Source organism: Paenarthrobacter sp. YIM B13468 (assembly GCF_042788025.1).
Classification (GTDB): domain Bacteria; phylum Actinomycetota; class Actinomycetes; order Actinomycetales; family Micrococcaceae; genus Arthrobacter; species Arthrobacter aromaticivorans.
This window is the reverse complement of record NZ_JBHZPI010000005.1, coordinates 223,988-248,958: the sequence shown is the minus strand read 5'-3', so window position 1 is coordinate 248,958 and position 24,971 is coordinate 223,988. Positions and strand designations below refer to the sequence as shown.

Here is a 24,971-nt window from a genome sequence, read left to right as displayed (position 1 = left end):
TGCCGCCGAGACTGCGGCCATGGATGTGGCCCTTGCAGCGGCGTTGGGCGGGCCGCGTGGAGCCAACCCGTTGGTGGGCGCCGTCGTGCTCAGCCCCGGGGGAGAACAGCTCGCCGTTGGCTACCATCGGGGAGCCGGCACAGCCCATGCCGAGGCAGATGCCATTCTTGAGGCACGCCGTCAGGGCGTGGATCTCGCAGGAACCACCATGGTGGTCACCCTGGAGCCCTGCAACCACGTGGGCCGCACCGGTCCCTGCGCACAGGCCATCATTGAGGCCGGGATCTCCAAGGTGATTTACGCCGTCGATGATCCCCACGATCCCGCAGCGGGCGGCGCCCGTACCCTGCAATCAGCGGGAGTCGACGTCGAATCCGGGCTCGCCGCCGACCAAGCGCTTAATCTCAACAGAGAATGGTTTGACGCCGTCGCAACCAAACGTCCGTTCGTCACGTTGCACATTGCCCAGACGCTGGACAGCCGCATCGCCGCAGTGGACGGTACCAGCCAGTGGATCTCCAGTCCCGAGTCCCTCGCGGACAATCACGGATTGCGTGGCCTCATCGATGCCATCCTGGTGGGCACTGGCACGGTACTTATCGACGACCCCCGTCTGACGGCCCGGGCATCCGACGGCAACCTGGCTGAGCGTCAGCCACTCCGCGCCGTCATGGGTTTGAGGGATGTTCCCGAAGATGCGGCGGTACGCGGAACCGACGGCCTTTTTGTTCACCTCAAAACCAGGGATCCGGCGGAAGCGCTCAGCCAACTGTTCCACCAAGGCGTCAGGCACGTCATGGTGGAAGGCGGCTCCAGCATCCTCAGTACGTTCCTTGCTGCTGGATTGGTGGACGAACTGATCGTCTATCTAGCTCCGACCCTTTTAGGATCCGGAACGCCTGCGCTGAACGACCTCGGCATTACCACGTTGGCCGATGCCCAACACTGGGCCTGGGACGAGGCTGGTGGCGGGGCTGTACAGAACCTCGGCAACGACCTTCGGCTGCACTTGCGATCAATGCGATCAGCGGCCACTACACCAGCGGCCAGCACAACCAAGAATTCCATTCCGCGCAGTGAAGCTGCGGAATACGTCACAGGAGGACACTGATGTTTACCGGAATCGTTGCCGAACAGGGCACCGTCCTGGGTATTGACCGCGACGGCGATGCCAGCGCGACGTTGCGGCTGAAAGCCCCGACCAGCACCGAGGGCCTAGCCTTGGGAGGCTCCATCGCAGTCAATGGAGTCTGCCTCACCGCAACCCGGATTGACGGCCAGGATTTCAGCGTCGACGTCATGGGGGAGACTCTGGTCCGAACCACCATCGGCGAATTGGCCGCGGGCGATACCGTAAACCTTGAGCGGTGCGTCCCTGCTGGTGGGCGCCTCGATGGCCACGTGGTCCAAGGACATGTTGACGGCGTGGGTGAGCTGCTGGAACGTGAGCCGCTGGGCAACTGGGACCGTTTGCGGTTTGGCGTCCCTGGGCCGCTTGCACGCTACATCGCCGAGAAGGGGTCGATCGCCGTCGACGGTGTTTCACTGACCGTGACGGCCGTGAGCGCCGCAACTGAAGCGTCGCCCTGGTTCGAGGTAGGCCTCATCCCTACGACTCTGGAGGAGACAGGCCTGGGGGCCAAGCCGGTTGGTGCACGGGTGAACCTGGAAGTGGATGTACTTGCCAAGTACACCGAGAGGCTCCTGTCCTTCGCTCCGCAGGGCTCCCCGGCGCACCGCGCCAGCGTGGAAACGGCCAACGTGGAAGCGGCCTGCGCGGAAACGTCCGGAAACCAGGAGGCTGCGCGATGAGCACCCCAACCAAGACGGTCTCGACGGCGACGGGTCGTACAGGCCTGGATCCCGTGGAAGCTGCAATCGCGGCGATGGCTGCCGGCCACGCGGTCATCGTTGTGGACAACGAAGACCGCGAGAACGAAGGCGACATCATTTTCGCTGCCGAACATGCCACTCCCGCCCTCATGGGGTGGACCATCCGGTATTCATCGGGCGTCATATGCGTTCCGCTTGAAGCGGAACGCGCGGATGCCCTGGCGCTTCCGCCCATGGTGGCAGTCAATGAGGACGCCAAAGGCACTGCCTACACTGTTTCCTGCGATGCCGCCATCGGAGTGAGCACCGGTATTTCGGCCACGGACCGCGCATTGACGGCCCGGATCCTCGCCGATCCGCAGAGCACTCCGTCCTCGATCACCCGCCCCGGGCATATTTTCCCGCTGCGGGCGGTTAAGGGAGGAGTGCGTGAACGCCCGGGACACACGGAAGCAGCCGTGGATCTGTGTCGGCTTGCCGGACTTGCTCCGGTGGGTGTGATCGCTGAGTTGGTACATGACGATGGTGAAATGATGCGCTTGGACAGCCTGCGCGATTTCGCTGCGGAACACGGATGCCCCCTTATCTCCATTGAGGATCTGGTGGCATACGTTGACGCGGTAGAGTCCCAGACGGCACACGTTTCAGTGGCAGACGAGGAGAAGCGATGACCGCATCGACAACGCGCAGCAGCGACGACACCGAGCCCACACCCCACCCGGTGAGCGGCGGCCCGATTGTCCAGCTGCCCACCGCCTTTGGGGACTTTGTAGCCCAGGCCTGGACGGATCACGTCACGGGCGTGGAACATCTTGCCGTCAGTTCCCCCAACCCGCCCAAGGATGGCCAGGCACCACTGGTTCGCCTGCATTCCGAATGCCTCACCGGCGACGTCTTCGGATCCTATCGTTGCGATTGCGGCGAGCAATTGGCCTTTGCCTTGGAGCTCATTCACGCTGAAGGTGGGACGCTCCTGTACTTGCGGGGCCAGGAAGGGCGCGGCATTGGTTTGGCCAACAAAATCAAGGCCTACGCGCTGCAGGAAGCCGGTTTCGACACGGTTGAGGCCAACGAACAGCTTGGCTTGCCGGTAGACGCACGCTCCTACAGTGCCGCGGGTCAGATTCTGGCCGAGATGGGCCTGCATGAGGTTCGGCTGCTCAGCAACAATCCGGACAAGCAGAACCGCCTGGCCCAGGCCGGCGTCTCGGTGGTGGAAATGGTTCCCACCGAGGTTCCTTCGCGTGAACAGAACCTTCGCTACCTGCAGACCAAGAAAGACCGGATGGATCACCGTCTGACGCTCGAAACCGAGCCCGTCGGCAACGGAAAGACCCCATCCCGAAGCCCTTTTGACAACGAACAAGACTGAACGGAATCCCAGCAAACAATGAGCGGACACGGCGCACCCACTATCGACCTCACCACCCTTAAGCCCGAGGAAACCTCGCAGCTCAAGCTCGCCATTGTGGCAGCGAGCTGGCATACCCAGATCATGGATGGACTGGTTGATGGTGCACTCCGCGCGGCCAAGGAAGCCGGCATCGCCGAGCCCACCCTGCTGCGCGTCCCTGGCAGCTTCGAACTCCCGGTTGCCGCGGCCCGCCTCGCACCGCACTTCGACGCCGTCGTGGCCCTCGGTGTTGTTATCCGCGGCGGAACGCCGCACTTCGACTACGTATGCCAGGCCGCGACGTCGGGACTCACCGATGTCAGCGTCCGCACCGGCGTTCCGGTCGGGTTCGGCGTCCTGACCTGCGATACGGAGCAGCAGGGCTTGGACCGCGCAGGCCTCCCGGGTTCCAACGAAGACAAGGGGCACGAGGCAGTCACCGCGGCCCTTGCCACGGCAGTGACGCTGAAGCAGTACAGCTGACGCTGAAGCGGTACAGCTGACACTGGGTCAGCAGGCGTTGAAGGGGATGTGGGTGTGTCTTCACTCACATCCCCTTCGTCATGCAACGCCCCAACAAGCGGTGCCAGCCCCTAAGCAAGTAGTCTGTAGGGCGTGAAGAATTTCGAGACGCTGTTCGCAGAACTGAGTGAGAAAGCAGCGACCCGCCCGGCAGGCTCGCGTACGGTTGCCGAACTGGACTCTGGAATCCATGGCATCGGTAAGAAAGTGGTCGAAGAGGCCGCCGAAGTCTGGATGGCCGCCGAGTACGAATCCGATGACGCCGCTGCCGAGGAAATCTCCCAGTTGCTGTACCACCTGCAGGTCCTCATGCTCGCCAAGGGCCTCAGCCTGGAAGACGTTTACAAGCATCTCTAGCCACGCCACTCCGTCTTCAATAAGCGGAGCCAGCTGCGTGGCCGAAGTGCCTGAAAACCTCCATTCCAAACAGAAAGTCTCCCCATGCTCCGTGTAGCAGTCCCCAACAAGGGATCCCTGTCAGAAGCCGCCTCTGCAATGTTGTCCGAGGCCGGCTACCGCCAGCGCCGCGACACCCGCGAACTGGTCATGGTCGATCCCGACAATGACATTGAGTTCTTCTTCCTGCGCCCCCGCGATATCGCGGTGTATGTGGGCCAGGGAACCCTGGACGTCGGAATCACCGGACGCGACCTCCTGCTGGACGCAAAGGTGGAAGCCGAAGAACTGCTTCCCTTGGGCTTTGCCCTTTCTACCTTCCGTTTCGCCGGCCCCGTAGGTGACTTCACCGGCGTCGAACAGCTCGAAGGCAAGCGCCTCGCCACCAGCTACGACGGGCTCCTGCGCGATTACCTCGCGGATCGGGGTGTGAACGCCAAGGTGGTCCGGCTGGACGGCGCCGTCGAGTCATCAGTGCGACTCGGCGTCGCGGACGCCATCGCCGATGTCGTCGAGACGGGCAACACCCTCAAGGCGGCCGGAATGGAGATCTTCGGCGATCCCATTCTTAAGTCCGAGGCCGTGCTGATCAAGCGCACAGGTCCCGGTGGTGCCGCGAATGGCACGGCCAAGGAAATCGACGTCCTTATCCGTCGCCTGCAGGGCGTCCTTGTGGCGCGGCAGTACGTGCTGATGGATTACGACATCCGCAAGGACCTGGTGGAGGACGCTGCTGCGCTCACCCCCGGCCTCGAATCACCCACCGTCTCCCCGCTGCGGGATTCGGAATGGGTGGCCGTGCGTTCCATGGTCCCCAAGAAGGAAACCAACCGCATCATGGATGAGCTATACGATCTGGGCGCCCGCGCCATCCTGGTCAGCAGCATCCACGCCTGCCGTATCTGACCGGATCGCCTGAGCAGCGAACCGCAGAATTCCTGAGCAGCGCACAGCAGAATTAAGGAGCAGCACATGGCTGTAGCCGTACGCGTCATTCCCTGCCTGGACGTCGACGCCGGCCGCGTGGTCAAAGGCGTCAACTTCGAGGGACTAAGGGACGCTGGAGATCCAGTGGAACTTGCCCACCGCTATGACAATGGCGGTGCGGATGAACTGACGTTCCTGGATGTCACCGCATCGTCGGGCAACCGCGAAACCACGTTCGATGTTGTTCGCCGCACCGCCGAGGAAGTCTTCATTCCGCTGACCGTGGGTGGTGGCGTCCGGGGCGTGGCGGAGGTCGATAAGCTCCTGCGCTTCGGCGCTGACAAGGCATCGATCAACACCGCCGCTGTGGCCCGGCCTGAGGTCATCGATGAAATCACGCGCCACTTCGGCTCCCAGGTCCTGGTGCTCTCCGTGGATGCGCGTCGAACCCGCGAAGGTGACGCCCCGACGTCGTCCGGTTTTGAAGTCACCACCCACGGTGGCAGGACCGGTACTGGAATCGACGCCATCGCCTGGGCCAAGGAAGCCGCGGACCGGGGTGTGGGAGAAATCCTGCTGAACTCGATCGACGCGGACGGTACCAAGGACGGATTCGACCTTGAACTGATCCGCCTTGTCCGTGGGGCCGTCAACATTCCCATCATCGCCTCCGGTGGTGCCGGTAAGCCTGAGCATTTCCCTCCAGCCGTGGAAGCCGGAGCCGATGCCGTGCTGGCAGCTTCGGTGTTCCACTTCGGTCCGGATGACATGATCGCCCAAGTCAAAGCGGCTATTCGCGAGGCTGGCTTCGAAGTCCGGTAACTCCGCCAAAAGCAACGCGGGGTCACTTAGGGCCCATCTCCGCAGGGATGATGGGCCCTAAGTGACCCCGCGTTGGCTGGTTTAAAGGCCGATGTCTGCGGTTTGCAGAAGCGCGACGGCGTCCGGCTGGCCTTCGAAGGTGACGAGGGCTTGGCTTGTGCGCCCGTGGGCATGCATCAGCAGCTCGCCGGGCTCGCCGACAATCGCTACCGACACTGGAGCGCGTTTGGCCACGTGCCGGGGACCCGAAGGCCGCACCAGAACGATGCCGAGGTCCACGCCGCGGTAAAGGAAAGCCGCCCGCTTGATCAGTTCATCCCACAATGCATCCGAGTACGCTTCGTCAAGGGCCCGGGGCGCCCAACGGTCGCCTGCGCGGCGGATGTCCTCGGTGTGGACAAAATATTCAATGAGATTCGACGTTTCGTCCAGCGCCTTGATCTTCAAAGGGGAAAGGGCTGGGGGACCTGCGCGGAACGTCTTAACGAGTTCCGCGTAGTCGTCAGTGGTCTTGAGCTTGGCGGCAAGTTTGGCCGTCGCTTTGTCCGAAGCCTTGCCGAGGCTGGGGATCAGGAGGCCAATGCCCACGGCCGCTTTGCGCTCGCGCAGGTAAAGGTGCGCCGCAAGATCCCGGGTGAGCCACCCTTGGCAGAGCGTGGGGGAGTCAGGTCCGGCCGCCAGCAGGGTTTCGGCCAGTACTTCTCGGGAAGGATCGACGAAATGCATCACTTGTGAAACTAGCACGATCAGGGCAAGGTTGCGCAGTGGAACCGCCGCAGAATACGGCTCCCATCAAAGGCACTAGACTTGATCTGATGTCAGAGCAGTCCGCCCCCAGTCCATCTCCCGCCGTGGAGCTCTCCAGCGACCCCGCGGACACCCTGCCGCAGGAGATCGCCAGTGCCCTTAAACGCGACTCCGCAGGCCTTGTAGCCGCCATCATCCAGCAGCACGATACCCATGAGGTCCTCATGCTGGGCTGGATGGATGACGAGGCACTTCGCCGCACCATGACCACGGGACGAGTGACCTTCTACTCGCGCTCCCGCCAGGAATACTGGCGTAAGGGCGACACTTCCGGGCACGTACAGTTCGTGAAGTCAGTCGCCCTTGACTGCGACGGCGATGCGCTCCTGGTCCGTGTGGACCAGATCGGCGCAGCCTGCCACACCGGTACCCGGACCTGCTTCGACGGGCGCGACCTTTCGGTCGTAACGGGCCACCGCGATTAAGCATCCCCTAGTTTCCCTGACGCACCACCTAAGACCAAAGGCGGAGAACAATAGCCATGCAGGACCTTGGAATCATCAGCCCGGGCCTGGAAGAGTTCCGCGAACTCGCCGTCCACAGCCGTGTCATCCCTGTCCGACTCAAAGTCCTGGCCGACGCCGAGACCCCCATCGGCCTGTACCGTAAGCTCGCCAAGGGCCAGCCCGGAACGTTCCTCCTTGAGTCCGCAGCCGTTGGCGGGGCCTGGTCGCGGTATTCCTTCATTGGTGCCAAGTCCCGGGCCACCCTGACCACCAAGGATGGCCAGGCGCACTGGATCGGTGAGCCACCAGTCGGCGTGCCCGTGGCTGGCAATCCGGTGGAAGCAGTCCGTGACACCATCGCCGCCCTGCAAACAGATCGTTTTGAAGGGCTGCCGCCCTTTACTTCCGGCTTGGTTGGTTTCCTGGGCTGGGAAGCCGTGCGCCATTGGGAAAAGCTGACGGCACCGCCGGAAGACGACCTCCAATTGCCTGAGATGGCACTGAACCTGGTCACCGACATGGCAGTGCACGACAATGTGGACGGTACTGTCCTCCTGATTGCCAACGCGATCAACTTCGACAACAGTTCCGAGCGTGTGGATGACGCCTGGCACGACGCCGTGGCGCGGGTTAAAGCGCTGCTGGACCAGGTCAGTACACCTGTTGCCCAGCCGGTCTCGGTGCTGGAGCCTGCCGCACTGGATTTTGCGTCGAGCGTGCAGGAACGCTGGGATGAGGCCAAGTACCTGGAAGCCATCGATCGCGGCAAGGAGGCGATCGTCGATGGCGAGGTCTTCCAGGTAGTTATTTCGCGCCGCTTCGAAATGGAGTGCAAGGCCGACCCCCTGGACGTTTACCGCGTGCTGCGCAACACCAACCCGAGCCCGTACATGTACATCTTCAGCCTCGAAGATGCGGACGGCCGCGAGTACTCGATCGTGGGTTCCTCACCGGAAGCGCTGGTGACGGTAACGGGTGGGGAAGTCATTACGCACCCCATCGCCGGATCGCGTCCCCGTGGCAAGACTGTTGAAGCTGACAAAGCCCTGGCCACGGAACTGTTGGCGGACCAGAAGGAACGGGCCGAGCACCTCATGCTGGTTGACCTTTCACGCAACGACCTCTCCAAGGTGTGCGTGGCCGGAACGGTTGACGTCACCCAGTTCATGGAGGTGGAGCGGTTCAGCCACATCATGCACTTGGTGTCCACCGTGGTGGGAGAATTGGCTCCGCATGCCAAGGCATACGACGTCCTCAAGGCAACGTTCCCCGCGGGTACCCTTTCCGGTGCCCCGAAACCACGGGCGTTGCGCCTCCTGGACGAACTCGAACCCCACCGCCGTGGTATCTACGGTGGCGTCGTGGGCTACTTGGACTTTGCCGGTGACATGGACATGGCGATTGCCATCCGTTCTGCGTTGCTGCGGGAAGGCCGTGCCTACGTGCAGGCCGGTGGAGGGATCGTTGCTGACTCACACAAGCCGTCGGAAGCCCTTGAAACTGTGAACAAAGCCGCTGCGCCGCTTCGGGCCGTGCACACGGCCGGTTCACTGCAGAACATTTCCGCCGAGACGGTGCCGGATGCAGGAATCCTCGACGGCGGGACCCCCGCCTCATGACCGCTGAAGCACCGGGATCCAAAGCGACCACAACGCCGCGCTGGGCACGGAAGTCAACGCTTGTTCTGGCCACGGCGCTCCTGGCACTCGCCGTCTTTGGAACCACCACCCAGACCTGGATCGAGGTCCGTCTTGATCCCACGGCTGCCTCCAACAGCGACCTCCACGTTCAGGGCAGCAAGGCAGCCACCGCCGTTACCGCACTCGCACTTGTAGCGCTTGCCGGCGGGTTGGCGGCTTCCATCGCAGGACGGATCGCCCGCTGGATCATCGCGGGCCTCCTGGGCCTGTCCGCTGCCGGGATAATCCTGGCAGCCGCCACGGTCCTGTCCGATCCCCTTGGCGCAGCCCAGGGTTCCATCGCTGCGGCAACCGGCATCTCGGGAGGTCAGGCGAACGCGGCCACAACGGTCTTCCCTGTCCTGGCAATCGTGGCCGGTGCCCTGCTCGCCGTCTGTGCGGTGGTCTTGCCGCTGGCGGGACGGCATTGGAAAACCCGGACCAAGTACGACGCCGCTGCCGTCAAGGAACGCGGTAGCGGACCAGTGGACGAGATCGACAGTTGGGACAGCCTTTCCCGGGGCGAAGACCCAACCTAGGCCGTCCAGCAATCTTTCGGGCCGGTCTGGCGCAACATAAGCGCCGGCGCCGGTCCTGACGTCGGACGATGTCCCGGCCGCCGTCAATAAATGGCAGAATGTAAGCAGTATTCATCCTGAGGAGATTCCACATGAGCAAAACCACAGTGTCCGCAAACCAAGCTACCTCCACCATGGCCAGCCACGCTGATGCCGTCGGCCACGGTAACAGCCCGGCTGCCTGGACCTGCGTGATTGTGATGCTGGTCGGCGCCCTGATTTCCTCCATTGCTTTCGTCATCGCCAGCACCCCCATCTTCATCGGTGGCGTTGTGGTCATGGTTGCCGGCCTCATCGTAGGTTGGGCCATGCGTAAGGCCGGCTACGGAGTGGGTGGCAGCAAGCTGCAGAACAACGGCCACTAATCGTGACCGTTCTTGACGACATCATCGTCGGCGTCAAGGAGGACATGGAGGCCCGCCGCCGGCTTGTGTCCTTCGTTGAGCTGAAGGACCGGGTTGCAGGCGCAGCACCTGCGCGTGACGCTTGGGCTGCGTTGGGTGGTCCCTCCTCGAATCGTGACGATCTCAAGGTCATCGCTGAAATCAAGCGTCGCAGCCCCTCCAAGGGCGACCTCGCACCTATCGACGATCCCGCGTCCCTCGCGGTGCAGTACGCAGATGGCGGAGCTTCGGTCATCAGCGTCCTTACCGAAAAACGACGTTTCGGCGGATCGCTGGCAGATCTCGATGCCGTACGTGCCGCCGTCGATATTCCCTTGCTGCGCAAGGACTTCACGGTGGACGAGTACCAGATCTGGGAAGCCCGCGCGCATGGTGCGGATCTCATTCTGCTGATCGTTGCGGCCTTGTCTGATTCGGAACTGGCTGACTTCAGCGCCCTCAGCCATGAGCTTGGCATGAACGTGCTGGTGGAAACGCACACCGAAGAGGAAATTGAGCGTGCCGTGGCTGCGCAAGCCAAGATCATCGGCGTCAACGTCCGTAACCTGAAGACGCTCGACGTCGACCGCTCAGTTTTCGGTTCGCTGGCCGGTTTGATTCCGGCTGAGGCAGTGGTTGTTGCGGAGTCAGGCGTGCGGACGGCTGAGGACGTCACGCACTATGCCGCGAGCGGCGCCAACGCCATTTTGGTGGGGGAGGCGCTGGTCAGCGACTCAACCCCGCGCGAACGCATCACCGAATTCAAGGCAGCTGGAGCTGCCGCTATCGCCGTCAGGAACTGAGGCAGTACCTGAAGCAAGGCGACAGCCATGAGGCAGCCCTGGCATGTGCCTGCGGCTGCCTTGTGGCACGTGGAACTACCCGATGAACTAACTGGAACAGGACGGTGAGACTGATGGTGGACGCGCCAACAGCCAGCTCGGAAGAGAATGCGGCCGACGCATTCCTGCAAGGTGGCCATTCGCTGCGCAACGCAAGCGGGCCGTACTTCGGTAACTACGGTGGCCGTTGGATGCCCGAGTCACTTATCGCCGCGCTCGACGAAGTCCAGGACACGTTCGAGAAAGCCAAGGCCGATCCCGATTTCCTCGCGGAGTTGAAGGACCTCAACAAGAACTACTCCGGACGTCCGTCGCTGCTGACAGAGGCCAAGCGCTTCTCCAAGCATGCTGGCGGCGCGAGGATATTCCTCAAGCGTGAAGACCTCAACCACACCGGTTCCCACAAGATCAACAACGTCCTGGGGCAAGCGCTGCTGGCCAAGCGCATGGGCAAGACGCGGGTTATTGCGGAAACCGGCGCAGGCCAGCACGGCGTTGCCAGTGCCACCGCAGCAGCCCTCCTGGGCCTCGATTGCGTTGTCTATATGGGTGCCGAGGACTGCCGCCGCCAGGCTTTGAACGTTGCCCGCATGCAACTGCTCGGCGCTACTGTTGTTCCCGTCACCAACGGTTCGCAGACACTCAAGGACGCCATCAACGACGCCCTGCGGGATTGGGTTTCCAACGTGGAGACCACCCACTACCTGCTGGGTACCGCTGCCGGAGCACACCCGTTCCCTGCCATGGTCCGCTTCTTCCACGAAGTGATTGGCGAGGAAGCCCGCGCCCAGATCCTGGACCAGACCGGGAAGCTGCCCGACGCCATCTGTGCATGCATTGGTGGTGGATCCAATGCCATCGGCCTGTTCCACAGCTTCCTGGACGACGCTTCCGTGAAGATCTACGGCTTTGAAGCCGGCGGCGACGGCGTTGAGACCGGGCGTCACGCTGCAGCAATCTCCTTGGGACGTCCCGGTGTGCTGCATGGTGCCCGTTCCTACCTGATGCAGGACGAAGACGGCCAGACCATCGAATCCCACTCGATCTCCGCGGGACTGGACTACCCCAGCGTGGGACCCGAGCACTCGTACCTGGCGGACATCGGACGCGTGACGTACGAGCCCATCACTGACACTGAAGCGATGGACGCCTTCAGCCTCCTGTGCCGGACCGAGGGCATCATCCCCGCCATCGAATCTGCGCACGCGCTTGCCGGTGCCATCAAGGTGGGCAAGCGCCTCACCGAGGGCAAAGAGGATCCGTCGGAGATCTCCGTGATCGTGAACCTGTCTGGTCGCGGGGACAAGGATGTGGAAACGGCAGCCGCTTGGTTCAATATGTTGGACGAAGAAGGTCACGTCAAGGGCACCACGCTGTCCACCCGTAAGCCCAAAGGTCCTGCAGAGCGCACCTCCGAAGCAGCCGTGGACGTAAACGAGGACCAGAACTGATGACTGAACAATTCGCCAGCAAATCCGCTGCCGCCATCGACCGCGCCAAGGCCGAGGGCCGGGCAGCCCTTGTCGGATACCTTCCGGCGGGCTACCCCACGGTCCAGGACAGCATCGATGCAGGCATTGCCCTGGCACGGAACGGTGCGGACCTCATCGAGATCGGAATTCCTTACTCCGATCCCGTGATGGACGGACCTGTCATCCAGGCTGCTACCACGGAAGCGATCAACAACGGTTTCCGGGTGGCCAATGTCTTCGACGTCGTTGCAGGGATCACTGCCGCTACTGACGCCGCCGTGTTGGTCATGACCTACTGGAACCCCGTCATGCGCATGGGCGTAGATGAGTTCTCCCGCCGCCTCGCTGAATCCGGGGGAGCTGGCCTTATTACCCCGGACCTCATTCCGGATGAAGCCAGCGAGTGGTTCGAGGCTTCGGACAAGTACGGACTGGACAGGGTCTTCCTGGTGGCTCCGTCGTCAACGCCCGAACGCCTGGATATGACTGTCAAAGCAAGCCGTGGGTTTGTATATGCCGTCTCCATCATGGGTGTGACCGGTACACGCCAGTCCGTCAGCAGCACAGCCGAAGACGTCGTGGCACGTGCCCACGCTGCAGGTGCTGAACGGGTCTGCGTTGGCCTTGGTGTTTCCAACCCGGATCATGTCCGCGAGATAGCTGAGTACGCGGACGGCGTGATCGTCGGCACCGCTCTCGTGGCGGCCCTCCGCGACGGCGGCGTTGACGCCGTCGGCCAACTCACCAAGAACCTCAGCGCCGGCTTGGGCCGCGCAGCTGCAGACGCCTAGGAAAAAGGAAACAGCGAAGCCCAATGCAGACCGTCCTCCACGCAGCGGCAATGGTTCCACTGAGCATCCCGAGCCCATCGTGGTCCGGTTTCGACATTCCGCTGCCGTGGGGGACGCTGCGTATCCACGCTTACGCCCTCTGCATCCTGGCGGGCATCATCATCGGCCTGTGGCTGACGTCTGCACGATGGAAGCGCCGTGGAGCCCCCGACGGGAGCCTGTGGGATATCGCCATTTGGGCGATTCCTTTCGGCATCATCGGTGGCCGCCTCTACCACGTGTTTTCGTCCCCGGATGCCTACTTTGGCCCAGGGTTCGACGGCACGGGTGACCTCTCCCTGATTCCGCAGATACAGCGAGGTGGCCTCGGTATTTGGGGGGCCGTGCTGCTGGGTGCCGTGGGTGCCTGGATCGGTTGCCGTCGGGCAGGCGTCAAGCTCACTGCGTTCCTGGATGCCGCGGCTCCCGGTTTGCTGCTTGCCCAGGCGATCGGCCGTTGGGGCAACTGGTTCAACCAGGAACTGTTTGGCGCCCCCACCACGTTGCCGTGGGGACTCCAGATTGACCCTGCCAACGCCAACTTCCCGGCGGGCATGCCCGCTGACACGCTCTTCCATCCGACGTTCCTTTATGAATTCCTGTGGAACATTCTGGGCGTTGCCATACTTCTTCTGCTGGACCGGAAGTTCCGCTTCCGCCGCGGGCGCGTGTTTTGGCTCTACGCGATGTATTACACGCTTGGCCGCGTGTGGATCGAAGCCCTCAGGATCGACGATGCCGAACAAATCAGCCTCTTCGGGATCACCACCAGGCTGAATGTATGGACCAGCATCTTCGTCTTTGTTGCGGCGCTGGTCATCTTCGTTGTTCTCGGCAGGGGAGGGCGTCCACAGCCGGACACCCCTTATTTGCCGGGCCGGGAACCTGACGCGACGCCCGCCAAAGATGAGGCATCCGTGACGAGCGTCACCAGTCATGATGTGGACCCATCTGTCTCAGATAGTGGTTCCCGTGGTAATCTCCCAGATAACCAAAGCGATCCGGGCCACGTTGACGAGCCGCAGGATGCAGCAGGAGATTCCGCAAAGGACGCGCCGTCCAAGGCGGAATCGGAATCTGCTGCGACTGCCGCAAGGAAGGCCCCCGGATCCTCGCTGGAAGCTGACGACACCAAGTAGTCGCTTTCGGCAAAGGGGCAACAGAGTCACCGCTCGTAGGGCCCAGTCCACAGCGTCGTGGCACCCCGGAAACCGGATCGCAGCATACCGATGTTCACTGGTCAAGCCGGGGCCAGCGGTCTGCGTAACTGTTAGTTGCGCTTGATTGGCTGGCCTACAATTCCAATAACTAGCGCTTTGTTGTGCCCATCACAAGGGCATGCAAGGTGGGGCCAACGTTGTCCCTTCCATACGCACGATCACGAGGAAGGACGTCTCCCATGACCCATCTTCATAACCCCGGTTGGTCCGAAAATATCGAACCGCAGGGTGCCATGTCTCCATTCAAGCGCTTTGCTGCGCTTCCGGAGGCCCGGGGTCTTTACAACCCGGACAAGGAGAAGGACGCCTGCGGCCTGGCAATTATTGCCACGCTCCGCGGGGAACCGGGATACGACATCGTGGAAGCGGCTCTGACTGCCCTCCGCAATCTCGAACACCGCGGCGCCGTGGGCGCCGATGAAGGTACTGGCGACGGTGCGGGCTTGCTGATGCAGGTTCCGGACGAGTTCTTCCGGGCCGTCACCGAATTCGAATTGCCCGCCCCGGGACAGTACGTGGTGGGCACCGCCTTCCTTCCTGCTGAATCGCGCGAAGCAGCGACGGCCAAGGCCGGGATCGAGGCACTGGCAGCGGACGAGGGCCTCACGGTCCTTGGCTGGCGCGAAGTGCCCGTGGTCGCAGACCTCGTGGGTGCCATGGCACGGGCATGCATGCCGTACTTCTCGCAGCCCTTCTTTGCATCGGCTACCGGCGAGCAGCTTGAGCGCAATGAACTTGACTCCCGCGCCTGGCGAATCCGCAAGCGCGCCCAGAACAAGTACGGCGTGTACTTCCCGTCGCTCTCCTCGCGCACCATTGTGTACAAGGGCATGCTGACGACGGCCCAGTTGGAGCCGTTCTACCCGGACCTTTCGGACAAGCGCTTCAAGACGAAGCTGGCCATTGTCCACTCACGCTTTTCCACGAACACGTTCCCCTCGTGGCCCTTGGCGCAGCCGTTCCGCACCATCGCCCACAACGGCGAAATCAACACGGTCAAGGGCAACCGCAACTGGATGCGTGCACGCCAGTCGCAGTTGGCCAGCCCGCTGCTCGGTGACACCCCTGAAGAGCTGTATCCGATCTGCACCCCGGGTGCCTCGGACTCCGCCTCCTTCGATGAAGTAGCCGAGCTCCTTTGGCTCTCCGGGCGGCCGATCACGCACTCGATCATGATGATGATCCCTGAGGCGTGGGAGAACCACGCCACCATGGATCCTGCACGCCGCGCCTTCTACGAGTACCACTCGCTGCTCATGGAGCCGTGGGATGGTCCCGCCGCCGTCTCCTTCACTGACGGCAACCTCGTTGGCGCAACGCTGGACCGCAATGGCCTGCGCCCGGGACGCTACTGGATCACCGAAGACGGCCTGATCATTTTTGCCTCGGAAGTGGGCGTCATCGAGGTCGAGCCCTCCAACGTGGTCAAGAAGGGTCGCGTTGCCCCGGGCAAGATGTTCCTGGTGGACACCGAAGCCGGCCGCATCATCGACGACGCCGAGGTCAAGGCCGAGGTCGCAGCAGCCAACCCGTGGGCCGAATGGCTCAAGGACAACCTGATCGACATCAACGAGCTCCCCGAGCGTGAGCACGTACGCCACACCGCTGCATCGGTGAACATCCGCCAGCGGACCTTCGGCTACACCACCGAAGAACTGAAGATCCTGCTCGGCCCCATGGCCCGTACGGGCGCCGAGCCCTTGGGTGCCATGGGTTCCGATACCCCGGTTGCGGTGCTCTCCAAGCGTCCGCGCCTGCTGTTCGACTACTTCGTGCAGTCCTTCGCCCAGGTCACCAACCCGCCGCTGGACGCAATCCGCGAAGAGCTGGTGACGTCGCTGAAGTGCGCCATCGGACCCAACGGCAACCTCTTGGATGGCAAGCAGGTCCGCCAGCCGCAGATCTCCCTGCCGTTCCCCGTGATCAACAACGATCAACTCGCCAAGATCTCGAACATCGAAAACGCCGACGGCGACCGCATCGCCATGAAGGTACGTGGCCTTTACCGCCCGGAGGGTGGGGAAGCGGCACTGCGTGCCCGCCTGACAGAGATCTGCGAGCAGGTTTCCGGGGCGATCAACCGTGGCGTGCAGTACGTTGTGTTGTCCGACCGTGACTCGAACGCGCAGTGGGCACCCATTCCGTCGCTGCTGCTGGTCAGCGCTGTCCACCACCACTTGCTCCGCAGTGCCAACCGCACCAAGACGGCACTCGTGGTTGAGGCCGGCGACGTCCGCGAGACGCACCATGTTGCCGTGCTCATTGGCTATGGCGCATCGGCAGTGAACCCCTACCTCGCCATGGAATCGGTGGAACAGCTGATCTCCAACGGCGACGTTGAGGGCGTGACTCCGGAAGACGGCGTCTACAACCTCATCAAGGGCCTTGGCAAGGGCGTCCTGAAGATCATGTCCAAGATGGGCATCTCCACTGTTGCTTCCTACACCGGCGCGCAGACTTTTGAGGCACTGGGCCTGTCGCAGGAACTCGTTGACGAATTCTTCTCGGGTACGCACTCCCAACTGGGTGGCGTGGGCCTGGACGTTATTGCTGCGGAAGTTTCGGCACGGCACCAGATGGCCTACCCCGAGGGCGGCATCGAGCACCCGCACCGTCCGCTCCTGGGTGGCGGCGAGTACCAGTGGCGCCGTGACGGTGAACCGCACCTCTTCAACCCGGAGACTGTGTTCCGCCTGCAGCACGCTACCCGTGAGCGTCGCTACGACATCTTCAAGGCCTACACCAAGGGCGTTGACGACCAGTCCGAGAACCTGATGACCCTGCGTGGGTTGCTGAAGTTCAAGAGCGACGTCCGTCCGGCCGTGCCGCTCGAGGAAGTGGAGCCCGTCTCCAGCATCGTCAAGCGTTTCTCCACTGGCGCCATGAGCTACGGCTCCATCTCCAAGGAAGCCCACGAGACACTTGCCATCGCCATGAACCGCTTGGGCGCAAAGTCCAATACGGGTGAAGGTGGCGAAGACGTTGACCGCCTGCTGGATCCGGAGCGCCGCTCTGCCATCAAGCAGATCGCTTCCGGCCGCTTCGGCGTCACCAGCCTCTACCTGACCAACGCTGACGACATCCAGATCAAGATGGCCCAGGGCGCCAAGCCCGGCGAGGGTGGCCAGCTGATGGCCCAGAAGGTCTACCCATGGGTAGCCCGGACGCGCCACTCCACGCCCGGCGTCGGACTCATTTCCCCGCCCCCGCACCACGACATCTACTCGATCGAAGACCTCGCGCAGCTCATCTACGATGCCAAGCGTGCCAACCCTTCGGCCCGTGTACATGTGAAGCTGGTTTCGGAAGTCGGGATCGGCACCGTGGCCTCCGGCGTGACCAAGGCGAAGGCCGACGTCGTGCTTGTTTCAGGTCACGACGGCGGTACCGGCGCCTCGCCGCTGAACTCGCTGAAGCACGCAGGCGTCCCGTGGGAACTTGGCCTGGCCGAGACCCAGCAAACGCTCATGCTCAATGGACTCCGCGACCGCGTGGTGGTTCAGGTGGACGGCCAGCTCAAGACCGGCCGTGACGTGGTCATTGCCGCCCTGCTGGGTGGCGAAGAGTACGGTTTCGCAACGGCTCCGCTGGTTGTCTCCGGCTGCATCATGATGCGTGTTTGCCACCTGGACACCTGCCCCGTTGGTGTTGCCACCCAGAACCCGGAACTGCGTTCGCGGTTCAACGGCAAGCCCGAATTCGTGGTCAACTTCTTCGAGTTCCTCGCAGAAGAAGTCCGCGAAATCCTGGCCGAGCTTGGCTTCCGCAGCCTCGAAGAGGCGATCGGCCACGCCGAGGTATTGGACACCCGCGAAGCGATCGACCACTGGAAGGCAGAGGGCCTGGACCTGGATCCGATCCTGCACGGCCTTGAGTTTGACGACGACGTGCCGCTGCGCAACATGACCACCCAGAACCATGAGCTGGACAAGCACTTCGACCAGCGGCTCATCACCATGGCCGCCGAAGCGCTCAGCGACCGCATGCCCGTCAAGATCACCCTGGACGTCATCAACACGGACCGTTCCGTGGGCACGATGCTCGGCCATGTGGTGACCAAGACGTTCGGCACCGATGTGCTCGCGACGGACACGATCGACATCACGCTCAACGGCACCGCTGGCCAGTCACTTGGCGCCTTCCTGCCTGCCGGCATCACGCTGCGCATGTACGGGGACTCCAACGACTACGTTGGCAAGGGCCTCTCCGGCGGACGCATCATTGTCCGCCCGGACCGTACCAATGTGTTCCAGGCCGAGCGCAACGTCATTGCCGGCAACGTCATCGGTTACGGTGCAACGAGCGGCGAGATGTTCCTCCGCGGCCAGGTTGGTGAACGCTTCCTGGTGCGTAACTCCGGTGCGACCGCCGTCGTCGAAGGTATTGGCGATCACGGATGCGAGTACATGACCGGTGGCCAAACACTGATCATTGGCCGTACCGGACGTAACTTCGGTGCCGGCATGTCCGGTGGCACCGCTTACGTGCTGGACCTGCAGCATGAGCGCGTCAACAAGGATGCGCTGGACTCCGGCGAACTTCAGCTCCTGGAGCTGGACGCCGAGGACCGCGACATCGTCCATGGCCTGCTCACCAAGCACGCCGAGGAAACCGAATCCGTCCTGGCCGGCCGTTTGCTCGAGAACTTCGACGACACCGCCGCCCGCATCACCAAAGTACTGCCACGCGACTACGCTGCAGTCCTGCAAACCCGTCTCGACGCCATCGAAGAGGGCCTTGACCCCGACGGCGAAGAAGTATGGTCTCGAATCCTGGAGGTAACCGGTGGCTGATCCACGCGGATTTCTGAAAGTCCGGCAGCGCGAGACGCAGCCACGCCGTCCCGTTCCAGTCCGCATCATGGACTGGAAGGAAGTGTACGAAGCCCAGGAAAAGGGCGTCCTGAAGAGCCAGGCCGGCCGCTGCATGGACTGTGGCGTGCCGTTCTGCCACCAGGGCTGCCCGCTGGGCAACCTCATTCCTGAATGGAACGACCTCGTGTGGCGGGACAAGGGCGAGGAAGCGATTGAGCGCCTCCACGCCACGAACAACTTCCCGGAGTTCACCGGCCGTCTGTGCCCGGCACCCTGCGAAGCGTCCTGCGTGCTTGGCATCAACCAGCCTGCTGTGACCATCAAGCAGGTTGAGGTTTCCATCATCGATGAAGCCTTCGACAACGACTGGGTCCACCCCCTTCCGCCGACGCGCCTCACAGGCAAGACGGTCGCCGTGGTGGGCTCCGGTCCTGCAGGTCTCGCAGTTGCCCAGCAGCTGACGCGCGTTGGTCACACAGTTGCCGTGTACGAACGCGACGACAAGATCGGCGGCCTGCTCCGCTACGGCATTCCCGACTTCAAGATGGAGAAGGACCAGGTTGACCGCCGCCTGGAGCAGATGAAGGCCGAAGGTACCCGCTTCCGCACCGGCGTCGCAGTCGGTACGGACGTTACTTGGGAACAGCTGCGCCGCCGTTACGACGCCGTGGTGATTGCTACCGGGGCCACAGTTCCGCGCGATCTGCCCATTCCGGGCCGTGACCTCGAAGGCGTTCATTTCGCCATGGACTACCTCGTTCCTTCCAACCGCGTCGTGGCGGGGGAGAGCCCCGAAAACCACATCGACGCCCGGGGCAAGCACGTGGTCATTCTCGGTGGCGGCGATACCGGTGCAGACTGCATCGGTACAGCGCACCGTCACCAGGCCGCCTCGGTCACGACGCTCGCGATCGGCAAGCAGCCGCCTCTCGAGCGCGCAGGCCACCAGCCCTGGCCGACGTTCCCCACACTCTTCGAGGTCGCCAGCGCCCACGAAGAAGGTGGCGAACGCACGTACCTGGCGTCCACCGTGGAATTTGTTGGCGAGAATGGCAAGCTCACCGGAGTCAAGGTTGCCGAGACGGAATTCGTGGATGGCAAGCGCCTCCCGAAGGCCGGCACCGAGCGGATCATTCCCGCCGACCTCGTCTTCCTGAGCCTGGGCTTCACCGGTGCTGAACCGGCCGGTATCACCGAGCAGGTCAGTGCAGAATTCGACGGTCGGGGCAACGTAGCCCGCGACGGCTACTACATGACGAACACCGAGGGTGTGTTTGTTGCCGGTGACGCCGGACGTGGCCAGTCCCTGATTGTGTGGGCCATTGCCGAAGGCCGTGCGTGCGCGGCGGCAGTGGACAAGTTCCTTATGGGAAGCACAATCCTTCCGGCACCGGTCGCCCCCACCGATCGGGCAATCGCGGTCTTATAGCGCCGGTAGGAATGATCTTTAACTCAATCAGCAGCACACTACTTAGGGTAGGTATATGAGACGCGCGAAAATTGTGGCAACTTTCGGTCCGGCAATCTCCAGCTACGACAACACTCTCGCAGTGCTGGAAGCCGGCGTTGACGTTGCCCGCATGAACATGAGCCACGGCGACTACTCCGTGCACGACAACACCTACGAGAATGTCCGCAAGGCTGCGGCGCAGCTGCACAAGCCCGTGGCCATCATGGCTGACCTCCAGGGTCCCAAGATCCGCCTTGGCCGTTTTGTCGACGGCCCGCACGAGCTGGCTGTCGGCGACACGTTCACCATCACCACCGAAGATGTCCCCGGCACCAAGGACATCTGCTCCACCACCCTGAAGAGCCTCACCGAAGACGTCAACGTAGGCGATGCACTGTTGATTGACGACGGCAAGGTTGCACTTCGCGCCATTGAGGTAGACGACGTCAAGGTTGTCGCCACCGTTACCGTCGGCGGCAAGGTGTCCAACAACAAGGGCATCAACCTGCCCGGTGTCGCCGTCAACGTCCCCGCTCTGAGCGAAAAGGACGAGGATGACCTCCGTTGGGCCCTCAAGCGTGGCGCGGACCTGGTTGCCTTGTCCTTCGTCCGTGACGCCTCGGACATCAAGCGCGTCCACGAGATCATGGACGAAGAAGGCCGCCGCGTTCCGGTGATCGCCAAGATCGAAAAGCCCCAGGCCGTGGACCAGCTTCACGAAATCATCGACGCGTTCGACGCCATCATGGTTGCCCGTGGCGACCTCGGTGTTGAGCTCCCGCTCGAAGAGGTGCCGATCGTCCAGAAGCGCGCCATTGAACTGGCACGCCGCTGGGCCAAGCCGGTCATCGTGGCAACACAGGTCCTGGAATCCATGATCGACAACCCGCGTCCGACGCGTGCCGAGGCTTCTGACTGCGCAAACGCAGTTCTCGACGGCGCCGACGCAGTCATGCTGTCCGGCGAAACCTCCGTTGGTCAGTACCCCATCGAAACCGTCAAGGTCATGGCCCGGATCATCGAGTCCACCGAAGAACACGGCCTCGAGCGCGTCCCCCCGCTGGGTACCAAGCCCAAGACCCGTGGTGGCGCCATCACCCGTGCCGCCGTCGAAATCGCCGACCAGCTGGACGCAAAGTACATCTGTACCTTCACCCAGTCCGGTGACTCGGCACGCCGTTTGTCGCGTCTGCGTCCGGTCAAGCCGGTCTTCGCGTTCACGCCTGTTGAGCACGTGTGGAACCAGCTGGCCCTCACCTGGGGTATCCAGCCGGTTCTTGTTCCCTCCGTGGGCCACACCGACGAAATGACCGCACAGGTGGACCGCAGCCTCCTGGACATGAAGATCGTCGATGAAGGCGACCTCGTTGTCATCGCTGCCGGTTCCCCTCCAGGACAGGCCGGTTCCACGAACTCGCTGAAGGTCCACAAGGTGGGCGACCTCGCCGACACGTCCAAGGTTGATGCTTCGCGCAAGGAACCTGTGGGTCCGTGGCCCGAAAAGAAGAGCAAGACCAGGGACTAAGTTCCTCGGTTTGAAAGCGGGCCCCGCCGTTTGGCGGGGCCCGCTTTGTTTTGGGTTGTTTCGTCACTGGGACGGGCACGGCGGCGGCCGGTCACCCCTCGCGCTTGGGTGACCGGCCGCCGTCGTTCGTTGCTTGGTGCTAGTTGACCTGGTTGATGATCGTTTCGGCAACTTCACGCATGCTCAGGCGACGGTCCATGGACGTCTTCTGGATCCAGCGGAAAGCTTCCGGCTCAGTCAGGCCCATCTTGGTGGTCAGGAGGCTCTTGGCGCGTTCTACGAGCTTGCGCGTGGCGAACTGCTCCTGAAGGTCTGAAACCTCGTTTTCGAGCGCCTTGATCTCCTCGTGGCGGGACAGAGCGATCTCAATGGCCGGGATGAGGTCAGCCGGCGTAAACGGCTTCACAACGTAGGCCATGGCACCGGCGTCGCGGGCACGCTCCACGAGTTCCTTCTGGCTGAAAGCAGTCAACAGGACAACGGGGGCGATGCGGGCCTTGACGATCTTCTCTGCCGCTGAGATGCCATCCATGACGGGCATCTTCACATCCATGAGGACGAGGTCCGGCTTCAGCTCTTCGGCCAGCTGCACGGCCTTCTCGCCGTTGTCTGCCTCGCCGACGACGTCGTACCCTTCGCCCTTCAGGATCTCGATAATGTCCAAGCGGATGAGGGTCTCATCCTCGGCTACGACAACGCGTCGGGCCGGCTGGGCTGCGGGTGTGGACTCCGTCTGTTCGGTCACGGGATCTCCTTGAAAAGGTTCGGCGGGTTCATGTCCATCTTAGTGTGGACCGCTGCGGCACATGATTTTGTTGCACTCGCGCGCCCGGTTCTTTGATTTAGCCTATCTGCATGTAGAGTAGTTTCGCGTGCTGGGAACGGATCGCGTTGCTCACAGAAATGAGGGCAGTCAGCGAGAATTAACTTCCCGGTAATCCGCGCCCGAGTGGCGGAATTGGCAGACGCGCCGCACTCAAAATGCGGTATCGAAAGGTGTGTGGGTTCGAGTCCCACCTCGGGCACGATATTGTCGCAGGTCAGGGGCCTATATGGCCCCTGATTGTTGACAAAACCCCCGAATCTGTTGACAGAGATCTAGCATTTTTATGTGGCTAGTATCCGGAAGCGCGTCAAAAAGGACGGCTCTTTGTCCTTCATGGTGGTCTGGCGAGATCCCAAAATCCGGAAGCAGCAGGGCATCACTGTTGAGTCCGAGCACGAGGCCGAAACTCTGAAACGGTTGCTCGATGCAAACGGTCAGTCCTTCGAAATCGCCCAGCAGGCCATCCTTTCGAACAAAACCAAGATGCCCACTGTCGCTGAGGTGGTCCAGGAGCACATCGACCTTCTGATCCGTCCCTCGAGCGGAACGGTGAAGACATATCAAACCATGCTGGATCTCCACGTGAAGCTGGTCATTGGTCACGTTCCCGTCGACAAACTGGACTACCGGATGATCGCCTACTGGGTGAAGTCGATGCTCGCAAAAGGCCGTTCGCCTAAGACCATCAAGAACGTGCATGGCCTGATCTCGGCGTCGATGACCACCGCGGAGATGCTCGGGTACATCACGCGTAATCCATGCCGCGGTGTGCAGCTGCCGAGCGTGGAGAAGGCGGAGGACGAAATGATGTTCCTCACCCACGCGGAGTTTGGCTTGATCATGGAGGGTATGGGGGAGCGATACCGGGATTTCACCAATTTCCTTGTAATGACTGGGACGCGCTTCGGTGAGGCAACTGCGCTGACTGTGGCCGACATTGATTTGTTAGGAAAGCCGGCAACTGCCCGCATCAATAAGGCATGGAAACGGGATGGGCAGAACCAGTTCTACATCGGACCAACGAAGACGGGTGCGGGTAAGCGGACGATTGGGCTGAACCCGGCGCTGGTGGACTTGTTGGTTCCATTAGTAGCCGGTCGACCAGGCAGCGACCTCTTATTCACGACGCCCAAGGGGGAACGGATTGTCCACAAGCTGTACTGGCACCACTACTGGGTTCCGGCGGTGAAGGCGGCCCAGCTCCGGGGGCTCCGGAAGGAACCTCGCATTCACGATTTGCGCCATACCCATGCGTCCTGGCTGATCCAAGATGGTGTGCCGATATTTACGATCTCGCGGCGGTTGGGACATGCTTCCATCAAAACCACTGAGCAGGTCTATGGGCACCTCATGCCAGAGGCGCTTCAGGTTGGAGCTGATGCGACGGAGCGGCAGGTTTCGGCGTTTATGCGGTGAGGCCGTTAGCGCTTGCTTAGGAGACGAGGCGGTTCCGTGCCCGTGTGCCGATGAGCCGAGTGCTGCTTGCGTTGGCAGTTTTTCCCGCTGGTGACGGATGGGAACCGGGCAAGATCTCACTGAGCCTGGCTATCTCTGCAATGTGCTCAGAGGTGAAGACGATCTTGCCCTTGCCCCAACAGGCATGCGGGAAGCGTCCGGCAGCAGCACCGTCCCGGAGCCACCCTTCGCTGCAGCGCATGAGTGCCGCCGCTTCGGCAGGTTCGAAAAATTCCAGGTCCATGACTTTCCGCCCTCGTCGTTCCACTTTGACTTTCATGTTCGGAATTTTGAGGAAAGACATGATCGGTGGATGTGACTAGAAGGAGGCGGCCAGATCATAGGGTGGCGTGGGCCTCTTGCTCTGACCGTCCTTTTCTAGATCAGCTACGTTGGAGTGTTACTCGTACTTTGGCCCCGGCACGAGTAAGGGGGCCTACTTATCTGAGAAAGCCCCCTTACTCACCTAATCGAGTTCGAGCCACCGTTCCCACGTCGGGCGACGGATCACGCCTAGAACCGAAGCGATTTCCGCCCAAGATAGCCCGCCTTGAGCCGCGTACTTCACGGTCACGTGTTTGGTGTTGGGTCCGATCACACGTCTGGCGGACCTGTTGGATGGCCCTTGGGGTTGCGGTTACCTCGGCCATCCACCCTTGGAATAGATCGGGATGTCCATGAGTCCTAGATATCAGGTCCCAAAATCAGTCCACGCACAATTTCCTACCCTTTTATGATGCTCGTTTGTCGG

At 62.2% G+C, this 24,971-nt stretch carries 23 protein-coding genes and 1 tRNA gene; 21 read left to right on the top strand and 3 right to left on the bottom strand.

All coding sequences use genetic code 11. From position 1 onward, the window contains the following. The first annotated feature begins 19 nt into the window (after positions 1-19). The 8 genes from ribD (at position 20) to hisF (ending at position 5,893) form a co-directional block, all read left to right on the top strand. Positions 20-1,111: a bifunctional diaminohydroxyphosphoribosylaminopyrimidine deaminase/5-amino-6-(5-phosphoribosylamino)uracil reductase RibD gene (ribD, locus tag ACFX4T_RS07455; protein ID WP_377651353.1), complete on the top strand. Its 1,092-nt coding sequence runs from the start codon at positions 20-22 to the stop codon at positions 1,109-1,111. Further along, positions 1,111-1,812, top strand: coding sequence for a riboflavin synthase (locus ACFX4T_RS07450; RefSeq protein WP_377651334.1), 702 nt, complete (start codon positions 1,111-1,113; stop codon positions 1,810-1,812). The genes ribD and ACFX4T_RS07450 overlap by 1 nt, the downstream gene beginning before the upstream one ends. Continuing rightward, positions 1,809-2,504 (top strand): 3,4-dihydroxy-2-butanone-4-phosphate synthase, encoded by a 696-nt coding sequence (ribB, locus tag ACFX4T_RS07445; RefSeq protein WP_377651333.1) that lies wholly within the window; start codon positions 1,809-1,811, stop codon positions 2,502-2,504. Before ACFX4T_RS07450 ends, ribB begins: the two co-directional genes overlap by 4 nt. Further along, positions 2,501-3,205 (top strand): GTP cyclohydrolase II, encoded by a 705-nt coding sequence (gene ribA, locus ACFX4T_RS07440; RefSeq protein WP_216923200.1) that lies wholly within the window; start codon positions 2,501-2,503, stop codon positions 3,203-3,205. Before ribB ends, ribA begins: the two co-directional genes overlap by 4 nt. A gap of 18 nt (positions 3,206-3,223) precedes the next feature. After that, positions 3,224-3,709 (top strand): 6,7-dimethyl-8-ribityllumazine synthase, encoded by a 486-nt coding sequence (ribH, locus tag ACFX4T_RS07435; RefSeq protein ID WP_216923202.1) that lies wholly within the window; start codon positions 3,224-3,226, stop codon positions 3,707-3,709. A gap of 132 nt (positions 3,710-3,841) precedes the next feature. Beyond that, positions 3,842-4,105, top strand: a complete 264-nt coding sequence (locus ACFX4T_RS07430; protein ID WP_223948697.1) for a phosphoribosyl-ATP diphosphatase — start codon at positions 3,842-3,844, stop codon at positions 4,103-4,105. Positions 4,106-4,189: 84 nt separating this feature from the next. Continuing rightward, on the top strand, positions 4,190-5,050 hold the full coding sequence (gene hisG, locus ACFX4T_RS07425) for an ATP phosphoribosyltransferase (protein WP_377651332.1): 861 nt from the start codon (positions 4,190-4,192) through the stop codon (positions 5,048-5,050). Between the two features lie 66 nt (positions 5,051-5,116). Next, the gene (gene hisF / locus ACFX4T_RS07420) at positions 5,117-5,893 is read left to right on the top strand and encodes an imidazole glycerol phosphate synthase subunit HisF (RefSeq protein WP_223948698.1); all 777 of its coding nucleotides are present in this window, start codon (positions 5,117-5,119) and stop codon (positions 5,891-5,893) included. Between the two features lie 81 nt (positions 5,894-5,974). On the opposite strand, the gene ACFX4T_RS07415 is transcribed toward hisF, so the two are convergent. After that, positions 5,975-6,619: a TIGR03085 family metal-binding protein gene (locus tag ACFX4T_RS07415; RefSeq protein WP_216923805.1), complete on the bottom strand. Its 645-nt coding sequence runs from the start codon at positions 6,617-6,619 to the stop codon at positions 5,975-5,977. A gap of 89 nt (positions 6,620-6,708) precedes the next feature. On the opposite strand from ACFX4T_RS07415, the gene hisI reads away from it, so the two are divergent. From hisI to pyk, 11 genes are all read left to right on the top strand, one after another. After that, positions 6,709-7,125: a phosphoribosyl-AMP cyclohydrolase gene (hisI, locus tag ACFX4T_RS07410; RefSeq protein ID WP_216923208.1), complete on the top strand. Its 417-nt coding sequence runs from the start codon at positions 6,709-6,711 to the stop codon at positions 7,123-7,125. A gap of 56 nt (positions 7,126-7,181) precedes the next feature. After that, positions 7,182-8,765 (top strand): anthranilate synthase component I, encoded by a 1,584-nt coding sequence (locus ACFX4T_RS07405; RefSeq protein ID WP_216923210.1) that lies wholly within the window; start codon positions 7,182-7,184, stop codon positions 8,763-8,765. Continuing rightward, the gene (locus tag ACFX4T_RS07400; protein WP_377651331.1) at positions 8,762-9,364 is read left to right on the top strand and encodes a Trp biosynthesis-associated membrane protein; all 603 of its coding nucleotides are present in this window, start codon (positions 8,762-8,764) and stop codon (positions 9,362-9,364) included. Before ACFX4T_RS07405 ends, ACFX4T_RS07400 begins: the two co-directional genes overlap by 4 nt. A gap of 131 nt (positions 9,365-9,495) precedes the next feature. After that, positions 9,496-9,768 carry an HGxxPAAW family protein gene (locus tag ACFX4T_RS07395; RefSeq protein ID WP_377651330.1) on the top strand — a complete coding sequence of 91 codons (273 nt, stop codon included), beginning with the start codon at positions 9,496-9,498 and terminating at the stop codon, positions 9,766-9,768. Positions 9,769-9,770: 2 nt separating this feature from the next. After that, positions 9,771-10,589, top strand: coding sequence for an indole-3-glycerol phosphate synthase TrpC (gene trpC / locus ACFX4T_RS07390; RefSeq protein WP_377651329.1), 819 nt, complete (start codon positions 9,771-9,773; stop codon positions 10,587-10,589). Between the two features lie 113 nt (positions 10,590-10,702). Further along, complete coding sequence (gene trpB / locus ACFX4T_RS07385) at positions 10,703-12,079, top strand: tryptophan synthase subunit beta (protein ID WP_216923224.1); 1,377 nt, start codon at positions 10,703-10,705, stop codon at positions 12,077-12,079. Beyond that, on the top strand, positions 12,079-12,891 hold the full coding sequence (gene trpA / locus ACFX4T_RS07380; RefSeq protein WP_216923226.1) for a tryptophan synthase subunit alpha: 813 nt from the start codon (positions 12,079-12,081) through the stop codon (positions 12,889-12,891). The genes trpB and trpA overlap by 1 nt, the downstream gene beginning before the upstream one ends. A gap of 23 nt (positions 12,892-12,914) precedes the next feature. Further along, complete coding sequence (lgt, locus tag ACFX4T_RS07375) at positions 12,915-14,069, top strand: prolipoprotein diacylglyceryl transferase (protein WP_377651328.1); 1,155 nt, start codon at positions 12,915-12,917, stop codon at positions 14,067-14,069. A gap of 260 nt (positions 14,070-14,329) precedes the next feature. Then, on the top strand, positions 14,330-18,943 hold the full coding sequence (gltB, locus tag ACFX4T_RS07370) for a glutamate synthase large subunit (RefSeq protein WP_377651327.1): 4,614 nt from the start codon (positions 14,330-14,332) through the stop codon (positions 18,941-18,943). Further along, positions 18,936-20,393 (top strand): glutamate synthase subunit beta, encoded by a 1,458-nt coding sequence (locus ACFX4T_RS07365; RefSeq protein ID WP_216923231.1) that lies wholly within the window; start codon positions 18,936-18,938, stop codon positions 20,391-20,393. The genes gltB and ACFX4T_RS07365 overlap by 8 nt, the downstream gene beginning before the upstream one ends. Positions 20,394-20,448: 55 nt before the next feature. Continuing rightward, positions 20,449-21,939 (top strand): pyruvate kinase, encoded by a 1,491-nt coding sequence (pyk, locus tag ACFX4T_RS07360; protein ID WP_216923233.1) that lies wholly within the window; start codon positions 20,449-20,451, stop codon positions 21,937-21,939. A 139-nt stretch (positions 21,940-22,078) separates the two neighbouring features. On the opposite strand, the gene ACFX4T_RS07355 is transcribed toward pyk, so the two are convergent. Beyond that, positions 22,079-22,684 (bottom strand): ANTAR domain-containing response regulator, encoded by a 606-nt coding sequence (locus tag ACFX4T_RS07355; protein WP_216923235.1) that lies wholly within the window; start codon positions 22,682-22,684, stop codon positions 22,079-22,081. A gap of 198 nt (positions 22,685-22,882) precedes the next feature. Here ACFX4T_RS07355 and ACFX4T_RS07350 point away from each other — a divergent pair. Both ACFX4T_RS07350 and ACFX4T_RS07345 read left to right on the top strand, forming a co-directional pair. Continuing rightward, positions 22,883-22,964, top strand: a tRNA-Leu gene (locus ACFX4T_RS07350). An 86-nt stretch (positions 22,965-23,050) separates the two neighbouring features. After that, positions 23,051-24,181: a tyrosine-type recombinase/integrase gene (locus tag ACFX4T_RS07345; RefSeq protein WP_377651326.1), complete on the top strand. Its 1,131-nt coding sequence runs from the start codon at positions 23,051-23,053 to the stop codon at positions 24,179-24,181. Between the two features lie 16 nt (positions 24,182-24,197). Here ACFX4T_RS07345 and ACFX4T_RS07340 read toward each other — a convergent pair whose 3' ends face one another. Continuing rightward, positions 24,198-24,500: a hypothetical protein gene (locus tag ACFX4T_RS07340; RefSeq protein ID WP_377651325.1), complete on the bottom strand. Its 303-nt coding sequence runs from the start codon at positions 24,498-24,500 to the stop codon at positions 24,198-24,200. Positions 24,501-24,971: the final 471 nt, after the last annotated feature.